Source organism: Nocardioides sp. HB32, assembly GCF_054058995.1.
Genome location: NZ_JBSSBS010000001.1, coordinates 1,215,337 through 1,230,947, shown reverse-complemented (window position 1 = coordinate 1,230,947; position 15,611 = coordinate 1,215,337). Strand labels below are relative to the sequence as shown.

The 15,611-nt window shown below is 72.7% G+C and carries 16 protein-coding genes; 6 read left to right on the top strand and 10 right to left on the bottom strand.

What is annotated here, in order from left to right; translation table 11 throughout:
* Position 1: 1 nt before the first annotated feature.
* The 5 genes from ACVW2K_RS06245 to cysS form a co-directional block, all read right to left on the bottom strand.
* Positions 2–1,438 (bottom strand): ABC transporter substrate-binding protein, encoded by a 1,437-nt coding sequence (locus tag ACVW2K_RS06245; RefSeq protein WP_457201932.1) that lies wholly within the window; start codon positions 1,436–1,438, stop codon positions 2–4.
* 100 nt (positions 1,439–1,538) lie between these two features.
* The gene (locus ACVW2K_RS06240; RefSeq protein ID WP_028636513.1) at positions 1,539–2,984 is read right to left on the bottom strand and encodes an ABC transporter substrate-binding protein; all 1,446 of its coding nucleotides are present in this window, start codon (positions 2,982–2,984) and stop codon (positions 1,539–1,541) included.
* A gap of 96 nt (positions 2,985–3,080) precedes the next feature.
* Positions 3,081–4,634, bottom strand: coding sequence for a metallophosphoesterase (locus ACVW2K_RS06235; protein WP_457201931.1), 1,554 nt, complete (start codon positions 4,632–4,634; stop codon positions 3,081–3,083).
* A 25-nt stretch (positions 4,635–4,659) separates the two neighbouring features.
* Positions 4,660–5,604, bottom strand: a complete 945-nt coding sequence (rlmB, locus tag ACVW2K_RS06230) for a 23S rRNA (guanosine(2251)-2'-O)-methyltransferase RlmB (RefSeq protein ID WP_457201930.1) — start codon at positions 5,602–5,604, stop codon at positions 4,660–4,662.
* Between the two features lie 66 nt (positions 5,605–5,670).
* The gene (gene cysS, locus ACVW2K_RS06225; protein ID WP_457201929.1) at positions 5,671–7,062 is read right to left on the bottom strand and encodes a cysteine--tRNA ligase; all 1,392 of its coding nucleotides are present in this window, start codon (positions 7,060–7,062) and stop codon (positions 5,671–5,673) included.
* A gap of 22 nt (positions 7,063–7,084) precedes the next feature.
* On the opposite strand from cysS, the gene ACVW2K_RS06220 reads away from it, so the two are divergent.
* Positions 7,085–8,254 carry a C39 family peptidase gene (locus ACVW2K_RS06220; RefSeq protein ID WP_457201928.1) on the top strand — a complete coding sequence of 390 codons (1,170 nt, stop codon included), beginning with the start codon at positions 7,085–7,087 and terminating at the stop codon, positions 8,252–8,254.
* Positions 8,255–8,260: 6 nt separating this feature from the next.
* Here the strand turns inward: ACVW2K_RS06220 and ACVW2K_RS06215 are convergent, their stop codons facing one another.
* On the bottom strand, positions 8,261–9,028 hold the full coding sequence (locus tag ACVW2K_RS06215) for an SDR family NAD(P)-dependent oxidoreductase (RefSeq protein WP_457201927.1): 768 nt from the start codon (positions 9,026–9,028) through the stop codon (positions 8,261–8,263).
* A gap of 11 nt (positions 9,029–9,039) precedes the next feature.
* Positions 9,040–10,584, bottom strand: a complete 1,545-nt coding sequence (locus ACVW2K_RS06210; protein WP_457201926.1) for a molybdopterin-dependent oxidoreductase — start codon at positions 10,582–10,584, stop codon at positions 9,040–9,042.
* Positions 10,585–10,639: 55 nt separating this feature from the next.
* Here ACVW2K_RS06210 and ispF point away from each other — a divergent pair, with 55 nt between their 5' ends.
* The gene (gene ispF / locus ACVW2K_RS06205; protein WP_457201925.1) at positions 10,640–11,110 is read left to right on the top strand and encodes a 2-C-methyl-D-erythritol 2,4-cyclodiphosphate synthase; all 471 of its coding nucleotides are present in this window, start codon (positions 10,640–10,642) and stop codon (positions 11,108–11,110) included.
* Between the two features lie 6 nt (positions 11,111–11,116).
* Here the strand turns inward: ispF and nirD are convergent, their stop codons facing one another.
* Positions 11,117–11,452, bottom strand: a complete 336-nt coding sequence (gene nirD / locus ACVW2K_RS06200; RefSeq protein ID WP_457201924.1) for a nitrite reductase small subunit NirD — start codon at positions 11,450–11,452, stop codon at positions 11,117–11,119.
* A 69-nt stretch (positions 11,453–11,521) separates the two neighbouring features.
* On the opposite strand from nirD, the gene ACVW2K_RS06195 reads away from it, so the two are divergent.
* A complete protein-coding gene (locus tag ACVW2K_RS06195) occupies positions 11,522–12,193 on the top strand; it encodes an IspD/TarI family cytidylyltransferase (RefSeq protein ID WP_457201923.1) in 672 nt (223 codons plus the stop codon).
* On the opposite strand, the gene ACVW2K_RS06190 is transcribed toward ACVW2K_RS06195, so the two are convergent.
* Both ACVW2K_RS06190 and ACVW2K_RS06185 read right to left on the bottom strand, forming a co-directional pair.
* Positions 12,180–12,734: a 2-C-methyl-D-erythritol 4-phosphate cytidylyltransferase gene (locus ACVW2K_RS06190; protein WP_231496145.1), complete on the bottom strand. Its 555-nt coding sequence runs from the start codon at positions 12,732–12,734 to the stop codon at positions 12,180–12,182. The genes ACVW2K_RS06195 and ACVW2K_RS06190 overlap by 14 nt on opposite strands.
* A gap of 75 nt (positions 12,735–12,809) precedes the next feature.
* Positions 12,810–13,295: a CarD family transcriptional regulator gene (locus ACVW2K_RS06185; protein WP_028636525.1), complete on the bottom strand. Its 486-nt coding sequence runs from the start codon at positions 13,293–13,295 to the stop codon at positions 12,810–12,812.
* Positions 13,296–13,472: 177 nt separating this feature from the next.
* Here ACVW2K_RS06185 and ACVW2K_RS06180 point away from each other — a divergent pair, with 177 nt between their 5' ends.
* From ACVW2K_RS06180 to ACVW2K_RS06170, 3 genes are all read left to right on the top strand, one after another.
* Positions 13,473–14,258, top strand: a complete 786-nt coding sequence (locus ACVW2K_RS06180; RefSeq protein WP_457201922.1) for a UbiA family prenyltransferase — start codon at positions 13,473–13,475, stop codon at positions 14,256–14,258.
* A gap of 65 nt (positions 14,259–14,323) precedes the next feature.
* Positions 14,324–14,863 (top strand): hypothetical protein, encoded by a 540-nt coding sequence (locus ACVW2K_RS06175; protein WP_457201921.1) that lies wholly within the window; start codon positions 14,324–14,326, stop codon positions 14,861–14,863.
* Positions 14,864–14,865: 2 nt separating this feature from the next.
* A complete protein-coding gene (locus tag ACVW2K_RS06170) occupies positions 14,866–15,609 on the top strand; it encodes a phosphoglyceromutase (RefSeq protein ID WP_457201920.1) in 744 nt (247 codons plus the stop codon).
* The last annotated feature ends 2 nt before the right edge of the window (positions 15,610–15,611 follow it).

The following is a 15,611-nucleotide window of genomic DNA, read 5'->3' as shown; positions in this document are numbered from 1 at the left end:
TCTAGTTCCCGTTCAGGAGCGGGCCGCACTGGAAGCCGGCCGGGGAGACCTGGCTCCACTTGCCGTCGTTCAGCTGGAACACGGAGCCACAGTTGGCGGTGGTCTTCTGGCCGACCTGCTGGGGCACGTGCAGCCCGTTGCCGGTCCAGTTCTTGACCTTGCTGAGCGCGCTCACCAGCGCTGCACGGGTGAGCTTGCCGCCCAGCGCCACGGCCTGCTCGACGAACAGGCGAGCGGCGGACCAGGCGTAGAGGCCGTAGTAGTTCGGCACCGCGCCGGGCTTCACCTGCTGCAGCCACGCGCGGTAGAGCTGCATCTCCTTGACGCTGTAGTCGTCGAACATCTTCGTCGTCGACCAGGTGTAGACGCCGTTGCCGTTGTCGCCGGCCTGGTCGACGAAGTTCTGGTCGTAGATGGTGGCGTCCTGGACGAACGCGTCGAGGTCGAGGCCCTGCTGCTGCATGGCGTCCAGGAGCTTCACGGTGTTCTGGTACGGGCCGATGTAGACGACCAGCTTGATGCCCTTGTCCTTCATCTGCTGGACGTACGGCGCGTAGTTGAACTCCGAGACGTCGATGCCCTGGTAGTAGTCGACCTTCCACCCCGCCCGGTTGTAGGCGTTGCGGAAGAAGGCGGCGTTCACCGCCGCGGCGCCGGCGTTGATGTAGAGCAGCGCCGCGTGCTGCGTCGCGTCCTTCATCTTCGACAGGAAGTACCGCGGCATCGCGCCGTTCACCAGGCCCGGGTCGACGGCCTGGGCGGCGAAGCAGGTCGAGCAGTCGCGGCGCTCGGGGGTGGTCGTGGTGGAGCGGATGTCCGGGAGCCCGCAGGACTGCGCCGGGCCCGCACCGCCGGAGTCGAAGGCCGACATCGACCCCACCGCGGCGAACGCGTCGTCGCAGGCCTTGGTGTAGGCCTGCTGGTCCGCGCCGGCGTCCGCCCGGCTGTCGAGCAGCTCCACGTCGAGCTTGCGACCGCAGATGTCGCTGGTCGAGTTGAAGTACGCGGCGTACGCGCGGGTCGCCTGCTGGGCGGACTCGAAGATGCCCGGGACCGGCCCGGAGATGTCGGCGACGTTCGCGATCGTGATCGTCTTGTCGGTGATGCCGGTCTGGTTCTTGAAGCCGTTGCAGGAGCCGGCCCTGGTGCTGCCCGTCGCGGCGTTGTCGCCGGTGCCCTGGGTGCCGCCGGCCGGTGCGTCGGAGCCGCCGCCGGTGCTCCCGCCTCCGGTCGTGCTCGTGCCGCCCCCGGCGGTGGAGCCGGGGACGGAGCCGCCCGGCGACGTCCCGCCGTCGGAGCCACCCGCCGCGGTGCCCGCACCGCCGACCGCCTGCCCGCCGGTAGCGCTCGCGACCGTGCTCGGGTCGAGCTGCGAGCCGCACGCCGCGAACGCAACGCACAGGGCCGCGGCGGCGACGATCCGGAGCAGGCTACGCATCGGTTTCCCTCCCCGAGCGCTGACGTTTTCTGCCGTTCCAACGACCGGTGGGGGGCGAGGTGACGCGGAGCACAGTCCGGCGGTTCACAGTGTCTAGGCCTCAGCTGCTCGTCGTACCGCTGCAGGTGTACTTGGTGCCGCCGACCGGCACCCAGCGGCCGTGCTCGAGCTGGATGAACCGCCAGCACTCGCCGGTGTGGTGCGGGCCGACGTGCTGGGGCGAGTGCATGCCGTTCGCGGTCCAGTCGTCGACCTTGCGGAGGTCGGAGACCAGGCTCGCGCGCGTCAGCTTGCCGCCGAGGGCGGCGGCCCGCTCGACGAACAGCCGGGCGGCCGACCAGGAGAAGAGCCCGAAGAAGCTCGGCTCGGCGCCGGGCTTCACCTGCTGGAGCCAGCTCATGTACAGCTGGAGCTCCTTGTTGCTCGAGGCCTCCTCGAACGGCGTGAAGTTGATGAACAGCGTCGTGCCCTCGACCGCGTCGCCGCCGCTCTTCACGAAGTCGGTGGTGTACGCGGTCGGGTCGAGCATGAAGACCTCGGGCTTGAAGCCCTGCTGCTGCATCGCCTGGGCGAGCCGCACGAACTGTGCCGTGGCGCCGATCATCTGGACGTACTCGATGCCCTTGTCCTTCATCTGCTGGACGTACGGCGAGTAGTTGAACTCCGAGATGTCGATGCCCTGGACGTAGTCGAAGTGCATGCCGCGCTTGTTCATCGCGGCGACCTGGGTCTTGCCGTTCTCGGCGGCGGCGCCCGCGTTGATGTAGAGCATCGCGGCGTGCGCCGCGGCGTCCGGGTGGTTCTTGATCACGTAGTCCGGGACGGCGTTCTGGAACTCGTTCGCCATCGTGGACTGGGCACCGAAGCAGGTGGTGCACGCCTGACGGTCCGCGGTGACCGAGGCCGACCGGATGTCGGGCAGGCCGCAGCCCTGCGCGGTGCTCGCGCCGCCGGAGTCGAACGCCGACATCGACCCGACCACGGCGAACGTCTCGTCGCAGGCCTTGGTGTAGTTCTGCTGGTCGGCCGCGGCGTCGGTGCGGCTGTCGTACGCCTTGAGCTCGAGCTTGCGGCCGCAGATGTCGCTGGTGGCGTTGAAGTACGCGACGTACGCCTTGACCGCGTCCTGGCTCGCCTCGAAGAGGCCCGGCACCGGCCCCGACACGTCCGAGCTGTTGCCGATCGTGATCGTCTTGTCCGTGATGCCGGTCTGGTTCTTGAACCCGTTGCACGAGCCGGCCCTGGTGCTGCCGGTCGCCGCGTTGTCGCCGGTGCCCTCGGTGCCGCCCCCGGAGCCGCCGCCCGTGGTGGTCGTCGACCCGCCGCCGGTGGCGGTCGTCCCACCGCCCCCGGTCGAGCCGGGGACCGACCCGTCCGGCCCGGTGGCGGTCGACCCGTCGGCGCCGACGACCTGGCCGTCGGAGTTGACGGTCGTGCCGTTCACCTGGGCGACGGTGTCAGGATCGAGCTGCGAGCCGCAGGCGGCGAGCGAGAGCGCGACGAGCACGCCGACGGACGCCACGGCGGCGCGGGAGAACGGGACCACGGGGCCCTCCACACAGATCTAGAACACGTATCAGTTCTGGACCAACGACGCGGGCGCGGAGAGGTGACGCTCGCCACCCCGGGAGCGCCGATCTGGCTATCCCTCCGGATAGGTGAGCGGCACCCAGCTCCCCGTCTGGTAGGTGCCGTCGGTCTGGAGCGTGACCCACTGGATGCCGGCCGGCCGGCCGTCGCGGTAGGTCACGAGGCTGATGTCGGCGGGCCGCCGGGGCTTGCTGCCGAGCGCGATGGCGTACGCCGCGCCGCCCGCGGTCCCGGTCGTGTATGTGTAGCCGACCTCGCCGTCCGGGCCCTCCACCCGGTCCGGCCCGGCGCGCACGTGGGTGTGGCCGGCGAGCACCAGGTCGGCGCAGCCACGCTCCAGCGCCGGCGCGCCGAGGTCCGCGTCGTGGACCAGGATCGTCGTCACCCGCACGTCGGAGTCGCAGGCGGCGTCGGCGATCCGGTCCGCGACCTCGGAGAAGGTCAGGCCGGTCTCGTCGCGCCAGTTGCCGAGGCCGCTGGAGCGCGGGTCGTCCACGCCGAGCAGCGTCGTACCGGCCGGACCGGGCACCACGTCGCCGTCGAGCATGGTCCAGTCGTGCTCGGCGAGGTACTCGTGCACGAAGTCGCCGTGGTCGTGGTTGCCCGCGACACCCCAGCGGTCGAGCCCGTCGAACGCGGCGCTCACCGAGTCGAGCGAGAACGCCTCCCAGCTCTTGCCGGAGGAGGTGTCGTCACCGCCGTCGAACACGGCGGTGGCGCCGCCGGCGTCGGCGATCGCGCGCGCGACCTGGTCCATGCCGATGTTGTCGTGCCGGTCCGAGACGAACGCGACGACCGTGTCGCCCTCCCGCGGGTCGCGCAGCGGCAGGTCCACGGCGCGCTCGGCGGCGTCGGCGTAGAAGGTCTTGCTGGTGTCGTAGGTGTCGATCGCGCTCTCGATCAGACGCTGCGTCGAGGCGGTGGTGACGTCGCCGCGCACCTCGACGCCCTCGAGGCCGTCCGGGAGCGGTACGGCGGGTCCGAGGAACGCCGTCAGCGGCTCCCAGTCCTCCCCCGCCTCGACGGGGTCCTCGCCACCGGACCAGGGCTGCCACAGCGCGAGGGCCAGCAGCACGGCGACCACCAGCGCGAGCATCGCCTGCGGCAGCCCCACCCGGGCGGCCAGCTGACGTCGGCGTACCGGACCCACGAGCACCCAGACCGCGACCGGGACCAGGCCGATCCCCGCGCCGCGGATCAGCGCATCGACGGCCATGCCCCGCACGACGTCGGTGACCTTCTCGACTTGGCCCTCGGGCTGGCTGGCCAGCAGCGCGTAGCGGTGCACCAGGTCGTCGACCGAGGCGGCGTCGGTCTTGCCCAGCCGGATGTCGACGCCGACCGGGCTGCCGCTGTCGACGCGCACGTCCGGCACGACCGGCCCGGTGTGCAGCACCGCCGAGCCGCTGAGGTCCGGCGTGATCACGGCGTCGTGGCTGGCCACGACCGTCGTCCGGCTGGTGGTGAGGAACAGCAGCAGCGCGGCCAGCACGGCGCAGCCGAACCAGACCCCGACCAGGGACAGCCCGTGAGCGACCTGTCGGCGGGTCTCGACACGCCGGTCGCGACCTCGCGAGCTCGGTCCCGCGGCTCGCTCGACCACCATCAGTGGGTCCGCTGCCGCGTCCCCACTAGCGGCGCGCCTCGGCGATCGCGTAGAGGGCGATGGACGCGGCGACGCCGGCGTTCAGCGACTCCAGCGACGAGGCCATCGGGATCGAGACGAGCTGGTCGCAGGTCTCGCTGACCAGGCGGCCCAGGCCGTTGCCCTCGGAGCCGACGACGACCACGAGCGGTCCGTCGCCGAGATCGAGGTCGGGAAGGCTGACGTCGCCGTCCGCGGCCAGGCCGACCACCATCAGGCCGGCGTCCTGGTACGCCTTGAGCTGGCGGACCAGGTTCACCGTCTGCGCCACCGGCGTCCGGACGGCGGCGCCGGCGCTGGTCTTCCAGGCGGAGGCGGTCATGCCGGCCGAGCGGCGCTCGGGGATCAGCACCCCGTGGGCGCCGAAGCCCGAGGCGCTGCGGACGATGGCGCCCAGGTTGCGCGGGTCGGTGACCGAGTCGAGCGCGACGATCAGCGGCGGCTCGCCGTTCGCGGCGGCCGCCTCGAGCAGGTCGTCGGGGTGGGCGTATTCGTACGCCGGGATCCGCGCGGCCAGGCCCTGGTGCACCGCACCGCTGGTCATCCGGTCGAGCTCGTTGCGGGTGACCTCCATCAGGCTGAGGCCGCGGTCGGCGACGATGCCGAAGGCCTCCCGCAGCCGGGCGTCGCGCTCGGCACCCTCGGCGACGTACACGCCGGTCACCGGCACGCCGGCCCGCAGCGCCTCGATGACGGAGTTGCGCCCCGCCACCCACTCGGCCTCCGTGCCCGACTTGCGCTTCGGCCTGCGGGCCGCGGACTTCTCCGCGCGCTTCGCCGACTTGTGCGCCTGGTGGTACTCCCGGTCCTTGGCCTTGGGCGTCGGGCCCTTGCCCTCGAGCCCGCGACGCACCCGGCCCCCCGACCCCGCGGTCGGGTTGCCCTTGCTGCTCTTGCGGATCGCGCCCTTGCGCTGCGAGTTGCCTGCCACGTCAGTGTCCTTTTCGGTGGTCGAGTAGCCCGTGAGGAACGAGCGGGCGTATCGAGACCCCAGCCATTACTTCGTTCCTGCTTCCAGTGACCACGTCGGGCCGTCGGGGGTGTCCGTGATCGCGATGCCGGCGGCCTTGATCTGGTCGCGGATCGCGTCGGCGGTGGCGAAGTCCTTGTCCGCCCGCGCCCGGGTGCGCTGCTCGAGCAGGCCGCGGACGAGCACGTCCACGGCGTCGGTGAGCCGCTGGTCGTCGCTCGAGGCCGGGCCCCAGGCCGGGTCGGCCGGGTTCAGCCCGAGCACGTCGAGCATCGCGAGCACCTGCGCGGCCTGCGGTGTCGGGTCGTCGGCCCGGTTGCCGGCCCGGACGACGTCGAAGAGCACGGCCAGCGCGGCCGGCGTACCGAGGTCGTCGTTCATCGCGGCGACGAACGCCTCGGGCAGCTCGCCGGGCTCGACGGTGCCGGCGCGCTCGAGGAAGCTCTCGATCCGGCGGAACCCGACCGCCGCCTCGTCGAGCGCCTCGAACGAGAACTCGACGTGGCTGCGGTAGTGGGCGGCGACCAGGTAGTAGCGCAGCTCGATGCCGCGGTACTTCTGGAGCACCGCCGGGATCGTCAGCGAGTTGCCGAGCGACTTGCTCATCTTCTCGCCCGCGGTGGTGATCCAGGCGTTGTGCATCCAGTACGACGCGAACGGGCGGCCGGCCGCGCGGGACTGGGCCTGCTCGTTCTCGTGGTGGGGGAAGCGGAGGTCGACGCCACCGCCGTGGATGTCGAACCCGGGACCGAGGTACTTGCCGGCCATCGCGGAGCACTCGATGTGCCAGCCCGGGCGGCCGGGACCCCAGGGGCTCGGCCAGGCAGCCGTCTCCGGCTCGGACTCCTTCTTCCAGCCCTTCCACAGCGCGAAGTCGCGCGGGTCGCGCTTGCCGCGGGGGTCCGCGTCCTCGGCGGCCTCCATGTCGTCGATGCGCTGGTGGGTGAGCTCGCCGTACTGCGGCCAGGAGCGCACGTCGAAGTAGACGTCGCCGGAGCCGTCCTCGGCGGCGTAGGCGTGACCCTTGGCGATCAGCTCCTGGATGAGCACGATCATCTCCGGCACGTGGCCGGTGGCGGCCGGCTCGTACGTCGGCGGCGCGACGTTGAGGGCGTCGTACGCCTGGTCCAGCTGACGCTTCATGCGGGCGACGAGCTCGTACCAGCGCAGGCCCTGGTCGGCAGACTTCATGAGGATCTTGTCGTCGATGTCGGTGACGTTGCGGATGAACGTCACGTCGTAGCCGAGGTGGCGGAGCCAGCGCTGGAGGACGTCGAAGTCGACCCCGGAGCGGACGTGGCCGACGTGCGGCTCGGACTGCACCGTGAGACCGCAGACGTAGACGCCCGCCTTCCCCTCCTCGAGGGGAACGAAGTCACGGACTTCGCGGGTCGCAGTGTCGTACAGCCTGAAGGTCACCGGCCAAGTCTAGGGTTTGCGGGTGCGCCGCCTGACATCCGCGATCGTCGCCTCCGCGCTGCTCGTGCCGGTCGCCACGCCTCCAGCCGACGCCGCCCCCGCGCGAAGGATCGCCCACACGCAGTGGGACTCGCCCGCGGAGCTGCGATCGGGCGCGGCGAGAGACGTGCGCGTCGCGGCGGGACGCGTCTCGCTCGCGACGGGTTCGGCATCGGGTACCTGGACCTCGCCGTGGGCGGCGCCCGGGTTCGCACTGACCCGGCTGATCGCCTCGTGGTCCGCGCGCACGCCCGGCGACAGCTTCCTGCGGGTCCAGGCGCGGGGCCGGTCCGGTTCGCAGCTCTCGAGCTGGGACACGCTGGCGACCTGGGCCGCCGGCGACAGGTTCGTGCGGCGTACGACGTCGTCCGGACAGGCCGACGACCTCGCCTCGGTGAACGTCGACACCTGGGTCGTGCCCGACGGCGTCTCGTCGTACCAGCTCCGGGTCACCCTGCGGCGGGCCGCCGGCCAGGCTGCCTCGCCGTCGGTCGACGCGGTCGGTGCAGTGGCGACGCGGCTGCCCGACGTCTCCACGGTGCCCACGTCGCGGCCGGGGGTCGCCCGCGGGATCGTGCTCGACGTGCCGGCGTACTCGCAGATGATCCACCGCGGCGACTACCCGGAGTACGGCGGCGGCGGCGAGGCGTGGTGCTCGCCGACGTCGACCTCGATGGTGCTCGGCTACTACGACGCGCTCCCGCGCCCGGCCGCCTACGCGTGGGTCGGCGACCGCCCCGACCCGTGGGTCGACCACGCCGCGCGGATGACCTACGACTACGACTACGAGGGCACCGGCAACTGGCCGTTCAACACGGCGTACGCCGCGAACCTCGCCGGGCACGCGTTCGTCACCCGGCTCCGCTCCCTCCGGGAGGCCGAGACGTACGTCCGGGCCGGCATCCCGCTGGTCGCCTCGATCGCGTTCGGCCGCGGCGAGCTCGACGGCGCCCCGATCTCGTCGACCGACGGGCACCTGCTGGTGATCGTGGGCTTCACCGCGTCCGGTGACGTGGTCGTCAACGACCCCGCGGCGGCGTCCGACGCCACCGTGCGGCGCACCTACGACCGCGGGCAGTTCGAGAACGCCTGGATCCCGACGTCCGGCGGCACCGTCTACGTGATCACCGACGACGAGCACCCGCTGCCCTGACCGCACCTAGACCCCGTACCCGCCGTCCACGTCGAGCTTCTGGCCGGACACGAACCCGGCCCGGTCGGAGGCGAGGAAGCAGACGGCCTCCGCGATGTCGTGCGCGGTGCCGAACCGGCGCATCGGGATGTTCGCCCGGGTGATCGCGAGCGCCTCCTCGGACAGCTCGCCCGACGAGATCAGCCGAGCGGCCATGCCGTCGGTCAGCATGCCGGGACCGACGGCGTTGACGCGGACGCCGTACCGGCCCTCCTCGGCCGCCAGCGCCCGCACCATCGCCTCGACCGCCGCCTTGGGTGCCGAGGACAGCCCGTCGCGGACCGGGAAGCGGGTCGTCGCGGCGGTCGTCACCGCCACGATCGAGCCCTCCGACTCGCGCAGGTGCGGCAACGCCGGCTGGACGACGGCGAAGAACCCGGCCGCGTCGGCCGCGAGCTGGGCGGCCATCGTCACCGGCGCGACGGAGGAGAGGTGGGCCATCCGGACGTGCGGGCCGGCCGCGTAGACGAGCGTGTGCAGACCACCGTGGTCGGCGACGACGGCGTCCACGACAGCGGTCGCGTCCGCGGCCGCCAGGTCGAGCTCGTACGCCGAGGCGTGCACGCCCCACTCGCGGGCCGCTTCGACCGCGGCGGCGCCGGCCGCCGGGTGCGAGCGGTAGGTGACGGCCACGTGCGCGCCGCGCTGTGCCAGCAGCCGGGTGATGGCCAGCCCGAGGCCACCGCTGCCGCCCACCACGAGCGCGGCGCCCGTCCGTCCGCTGAAGTCGCCCACGGTTGCTCCCCTCAGTCCGTCGCCTTCACGTGGATCGTGTGCCAGCCGGTGGCGCCGTCGGGGACCGCCCCGTGGACCTCACCGGTCTGCACGGTCCCATCCTTGCCTGTCGCCCGCACCCGCAGCACGCGTTCCCCCGGCTCGAGGTCGAGCGTGACGGCCCACTGCACCCACGTGTCGTCGCTCGGCACCCGTCCGAGCCCGGCGGGCTGCCAGTCGCCGCCGTCGACGTTCACCTCCACCCGCTCGATGCCGGTGTGCTGCGCCCACGCGACGCCGGCGACGCGGGCGCCCGTCGCCGCGATGTCCGTGTAGTCGCGCGGCACATCGATGCGCGAGGAGATCTTCACGGGTCCGAGCTCCGACCAGCCGCGGTCGGTCCAGTACGCCGAGATGTCGGCGAACCGGGTCACCCTCAGGTCCACCACCCACTTGCACGCGGACACGTAGCCGTAGAGCCCCGGCACGATCGTGCGCACCGGGAAGCCGTGGTCGACCGGCAGTGGCTCGCCGTTCATCGCGACGGCGAGCATCGCGTCGCGGTCGTCGGTCAGCACGCCCAGCGGGGTGCCGCAGGTCCAGCCGTCGTCGGACGTCTGCAGCACCGCGTCCGCGCCGTCCTGCACCCCGGCCTCGCGGAGCAGGTCGGCGATCCGGACCCCGCTCCACCAGGCATTGCCGATGAGCGGGCCGCCGACGTCGTTCGAGACGCAGCAGATCGTCACCCAGGCCTCGGTGAGCTGCCGCGCGATCAGCTGCTGGTAGTCGAGCACGATCTCGCGGTCCACGAGGCCGTGGATGCGCAGCTGCCAGTCCTGGGGCCGGATCGCCGGCACGTAGACGGCGGTGTCGATCCGGTAGAAGTCGTCGGCGGGCGTCAGCCACGGCGTCATGTCGGGTACGTCGACGCGCGCGCCGGCCGGCACCCGCGGCACCGTGACTCCGGGAAGTCGCAGCAGCCGCCTGGCCTCCTCGACCTGCCGCCGGCCGAGGCCGACCGCGCGTCCGGCCGCGCCGGCGGTCACGCCCAGGGCGGCGACCACCCCGACCCGGAGCAGGAAGCCGCGGCGGGTGTGCGCGGCCGCTCCGGGGTCGCCGCGGTGCTCGGAGCCCGCTGAGCCCTCTGCTCTGGTGAGCGGCGCGATCAGCAGGGCCAGGCAGGCGAGCCAGGTGAAGAACCCGACCACGAGCGCGACGGCGTCGACGGGGGACGCGCCGCGCTGCGAGCCGACCGCCACCGCGCCGACCAGCGCGAGCCCGGCGTACACGGCGATCGCCGCCCACCACGCCCGGCGCGCGAGCAGGCCCGCCATCGCGAACAGCAGCGCCAGCAGCACCAGCACCGTGACGACCAGCAGCGTCTTGTCGTGCCGGCCGACCAGCTGGATCGCCCGCTCGACGGCCGGTCCGGGCGTCAACCGGATGACCAGCTCCGCGACCGCGCTCACCGGGTCGTCGCGGGTGGTGAGCACCATCGCGACGCAGTAGCTCGCGGCCAGCCCGGCGAACCCGGCCAGCAGGCCGGCCAGCGCCCAGGCGCCGCGAGAGGTCCTCACCCGCCGATTGTGGCCCAGCGGGCGGCAGCGGCGGCCGCTCGGGCATGATCATTCTGTGACGGAACGGATCGGCATCGGCACCGACGTGCACCGCCTTGTCGACGGCGTCCCGATGCACCTGGCCGGGCTGTCCTGGCCGGACGAGCCGCAGGGCCTCGAGGGGCACTCCGACGCGGACGTCGCCGCGCACGCCGCCTGCGACGCGTTGCTGTCCGCGGCCGGTCTCGGCGACCTCGGGTCGAACTTCGGCACGTCGGACCCGGCGTGGGCGGGCGCGTCCGGGACGGCGCTGCTCGCGGAGACCGCGGCCCGGGTCCGGGCCGCGGGCTACGAGATCGGCAACGTCGCCGTCCAGGTCATCTGCAACCGGCCGAAGGTCGGCCCGCGCCGGGCGGAGGCCGAGGCGGCGCTGGGCGGCGCCGTCGGCGCACCGGTGAGCGTCTCCGCCACCACGACGGACGGCCTCGGCCTCACCGGTCGCGGCGAGGGCGTGGCCGCGATCGCGACCGCCCTGCTCACGTCCTGACCCCCCTCAGGCGGCCGCCTCCTTGCGGCCACCGACGTGCACGACCCCGTCGACGACTCGGACGTCGTAGGCCGGGACCGAGACGTGGTCGTCGTCCAGGCACCTGCCGCTGCGCAGGTCGAACGCGTGCTTGTGCGTGGGCGAGGCCACGAACGGCACGCCGTCGCGGACGCCGACGATGCCCCGCGCCAGCGTCGACGCCTTCGCGTACGGGTCGTGGTTGCCGAGGGCGTAGATCCGGTCGTCCGGGGTCCGGAAGAGCGCGACCGCCTGGCCGTGCACGAGCGCGGTCGCACCGCGCTCCACCTCGAGCTCGGCGACCCGGCAGACCGGTTGCCACATGCCGAGAAACGTAGGGGGGCGGTGTCACGCCCCTGTTTCGCCGTGTGACATCCGTGAAAAACTCGGCGGGTGCCTGCCGCCGTCGTGATCCTCGCCGCGGGCGCCGGCCAGCGGGTCGGCGCCGGCGCCAACAAGGTGCTGCTCCCCCTCGGTGAGCTGCCGGTGCTCGCCTGGTCGGTGCGCGACGCGCTCGCCCTCGACGGCGTACGCCGGGTGCTGGTCGTGGTGCGTCCGGGCGAGCTCGACGTCGTGGCCGCGGCCCTCGCGCCGTACCTGGACGAGGCCGAGGTCGGCATGGTCGAGGGCGGCCCGACCCGGCACGCGTCGGAGTGGAACGCGCTGGTCGCGCTGCGCCCGGAGATCGAGGGCGGGCAGCTGGACGTGGTCGCGATCCACGACGGCGCCCGGCCGCTCGCGGGTCGGCAGCTCTTCTCGGCGACCATCGCCGCCGCGCGCGAGCTCGGCGGCGCGATCCCCTGCGTCCGCCTGTCCGGGCTGCTCGCGCTCGACGGCCGCGAGCTGCCCGCGGAGCTGGACGGCGTGCAGACGCCGCAGGCCTTCCGGGCGGCCGAGCTCCTGGCGGCGTACTCCCGGGCCGAGGCCGACGGCTTCGACGGGACGGACACCGCGACCTGCTGGGCCCGGTACACCGACCTCCCGGTGGCGGCGGTGCCGAGCACGCCGGCCAACCTGAAGATCACCTTCCCCGAGGACCTGGATCTCGCGCTCAAGCTCGGGTGAGCGCCTCCAGCACGCGCACGTCCTCCTCGGAGCCGACCCGGCGGGCGGCGGGCGGGGCCTCGACCAGCTCGACCGGGTAGCGGCGACGGAGCTCGGCGACCAGCGCGACCAGGTCGGTCGACGGCAGGCCCCCGAGGGATGCGACGACAGTGGCCGGCAGCACGACCGGCGACGCGACGGCGACCAGGCCCTCCCGGTCGAGGGTCGCGCCGACCAGGCCGTCCTCGACGACCTTGACGGTGTCGGTGACCGGTCGGACGCCGACCACGACGGCCGCGCGCTCGACGGCGCGGGCGACGCACTCGGCGATGAAGGCCGGCGGCGTCATCGGGCACAGCGGGTCGTGCAGCACGAGCGGCTCCTCCGCCTCGACGAGCGCCGCCCACGGCGTACCGGTGTCGATGGGCGTGACCCCGGCCTCGCCGAGCGCCCAGGCCGCGGCTGCCACCAGCGCCTCGCCGTGGATCAGCGCGAACGGCAGGTGGCCGCGGTCCTGCTCCAGGACCGCGCCCAGCGCGGGATGGGGGGCGTCAGGGTCCACGGTGCCCAACCTACAAAGACGACCCGTCATGACGACGAGGCCCCCGGATCGCTCCGGGGGCCTCGTCGGTGGAGATCAGGAGGCGAGCACCTCGTCGAGGAGGGCCTCGGCCTTGTCCTCGTTGGTGTGCTCGGCCAGCGCCAGCTCGGAGACGAGGATCTGCCGCGCCTTCGCCAGCATCCGCTTCTCGCCGGCGGACAGGCCGCGGTCCCGCTCGCGGCGCCACAGGTCGCGCACGACCTCGGCCACCTTCATCACGTCACCGCTGTGCAGCTTCTCGAGGTTCGCCTTGTAGCGACGCGACCAGTTGGTCGGCTCCTCGACGTGCGCGGCACGGAGGACGTCGAACACGCGGTCGAGACCATCCTTGTCGACGACGTCGCGGACACCGACGAGATCGAGGTTGCAAGCGGGTACGCGTACGACCAGGTCCTGCTGGGCGACGATCCGGAGTACGAGGTACTCCCGGTCCTCTCCCTTGATGGTCCGCATCTCGATGTCCTCGATGATCGCGGCCCCGTGATTCGGGTAAACAACCGTCTCGCCGACAGTGAAAGTCATATGTCAGGTACCCCTTCCTAGGTGTCCATTCTAACACGCGTCCGAAGCGGCTCCGACCGCGTTTGCGCAGGTCAGGGGCACAATGCGGGCTTGACAGAACGCGGGTCCATGTGATGGCGACCCTCCCGTCGCGCCGAATCCCGCACGGTTGAGCGGGTCTGGCTGATACTGCGGGGTATGTCGCCGACCCTGCGCCGCCGGAAGGACGCCATCGCCGCCCCCGATGCCGCGTCCCCCTCTCGCGAACGGCGCCGCACCCTGTCGCACACGACCCCGGTGCTGCTGCTCCGCGCCGCCCACCCGCGCCAGGCGCTGATCACCGCGGGCGGCCTGGCGATCGCCGCCGCGATCAGCGGGCGGCCCGGCCGCGAGGTGGGCCTGGTGCTCGCGACGGTGCTGGTCGGGCAGGCGATCCTGGGGTGGCACAACGACCTGGTCGACCGCCGCCGCGACGCCACCCGGCTGCCCAGCGGCAAGCCGATCGCGGACGGCTACCTCGACCCGGGCACGGCCTGGTTCGCGCTGATCTGCGGGGTGCTGCTCGTCGTACCCCTCTCCATCCAGAACGGCGTGCCGGCCGGTGCGGCGTACCTCGCCTCACTCGCGGTCGGCCTGGTCGGCAACGTCGTGCTGCGGCGCGTCTGGCTCTCCTGGCTGCCGTGGGCGGCGGCGTACGCGCTCTACCCCTTCTTCCTGTCGTACGGCGGCTGGGGCGGCGACGCGACCGGCAACCCGCCGGAGGTCCCGCTGGTGGTGCTGGCCGCGCTGCTCGGCGTCGGTGTGCACGTGCTGTGCGCGCTGCCGGGCCTGGTCGCCGACCACGAGGACGGCATCCGGCACCTCCCGCTGCGGATCGCGATGCGCATCGGCGCCACCCGCCTGCTGGTGCTCGCGCTCGCGTGGACGGTGCTCGACCTGGCTGCCCTGCTGGTCGTCGCGAACAGCGTCGGGCTGGCTCAGTAGGCAGGTCCGCCGACCGCTAGGCTGTGGTCCGCACATCGCCGCAGTCGACCGTGAAGGCATTGAAGATGCAGCTCCGCATGTCCGCCCGCGTGCTCGCCGCCGCCGGGGCGCTCGCGCTCGCCACCGTCCTCAGCTCGTGTGGCTTCGACTACGCGACCGACCGCGTCTACACGCCCGGTGCGGGTGTGAACGACCGGGACGCCATGGTCGACGTGCTCGGTGCGGTCGTCGTCTCGGCGCAGGACGGGTCCGGCACCCTGATCGCGTCGTTCGCGAACAACGACCAGGAGAACACCGCCACGGTGTCCTCGATCGCGGGCACCGGGGACGACTCGGACGTCAAGGCCGACTCCTTCCAGCCGATCCAGGTCGACGCGGGCCAGCTCGTCAACCTCGCCACCGACGGCGGCGTCGTGCTCACCGGCGACGCCATCTCCTCGGGCGGCCACGTGATGCTCGAGATCGGCTTCGGCGACGGGGACAGCGTCGAGCTCGACGTGCCGATCGTGCCGCCCTGCTACGAGTACGAGGGCCTGGACAAGTCCGGCGACGGCTCGGCCGCGACCGAGGACTGCACGGTCGAGTCGCGCGACGCGGGCGAGTAGCCGTGAGCCACACCCTGGTCCTGCTCCGCCACGGCGAGAGCGAGTGGAACGCCAAGAACCTCTTCACCGGCTGGGTCGACGTCCCGCTCAACGACAAGGGTCGCGCCGAGGCGGTCCGCGGCGGCGAGCTGATCCGCGAGTCGGGGCTGCTCCCCGACGTCGTGCACACCTCGCTGCTGCGCCGTGCGATCAACACCGCGGCGATCTCGCTCGACGTCGCCGACCGGCACTGGATCCCCGTGCGCCGGTCGTGGCGCCTGAACGAGCGGCACTACGGCGCGCTCCAGGGCAAGAACAAGAAGGAGACCCTCGACGCGTACGGCGAGGAGCAGTTCATGCTCTGGCGCCGGTCGTTCGACGTACCTCCCCCGCCGATCGAGGACGACGGGGAGTGGTCGCAGGCCGGCGACCCGCGGTACGCCGACCTCGGGCCCGAGATGCCGCGCACCGAGTGCCTGAAGGACGTCATCGAGCGGTTCCTGCCGTACTGGGAGTCCTCGATCGTCCCCGACCTCAGGGCCGGCCGGACCGTGCTCGTCGCGGCGCACGGCAACAGCCTGCGCGCCCTGGTCAAGCACTTGGACGGCATCGGCGACGAGGACATCGCCGGCCTCAACATCCCCACCGGCATGCCGCTGGTCTACGAGCTCGACGACACCATGCGGCCCACCGTCACGGGCGGCCGCTACCTCGACCCGGAGGCCGCCGCCGCGGCTGCCGCCGCCGTGGCCAACCAGGGTCGCTGAGT

Excerpts from the sequence above, each read along its gene's own strand:
- ACVW2K_RS06245 (WP_457201932.1), bottom strand. The coding sequence starts at position 1,438 with ATGCGTAGCCTGCTCCGGATCGTCGCCGCCGCGGCCCTGTGCGTTGCG.
- ACVW2K_RS06175 (WP_457201921.1), top strand. The coding sequence starts at position 14,324 with ATGCAGCTCCGCATGTCCGCCCGCGTGCTCGCCGCCGCCGGGGCGCTC.
- nirD (WP_457201924.1), bottom strand. The coding sequence starts at position 11,452 with ATGTGGCAACCGGTCTGCCGGGTCGCCGAGCTCGAGGTGGAGCGCGGT.
- ACVW2K_RS06185 (WP_028636525.1), bottom strand. The coding sequence starts at position 13,295 with ATGACTTTCACTGTCGGCGAGACGGTTGTTTACCCGAATCACGGGGCC.
- ACVW2K_RS06180 (WP_457201922.1), top strand. The coding sequence starts at position 13,473 with ATGTCGCCGACCCTGCGCCGCCGGAAGGACGCCATCGCCGCCCCCGAT.
- ACVW2K_RS06235 (WP_457201931.1), bottom strand. The coding sequence starts at position 4,634 with ATGGTGGTCGAGCGAGCCGCGGGACCGAGCTCGCGAGGTCGCGACCGG.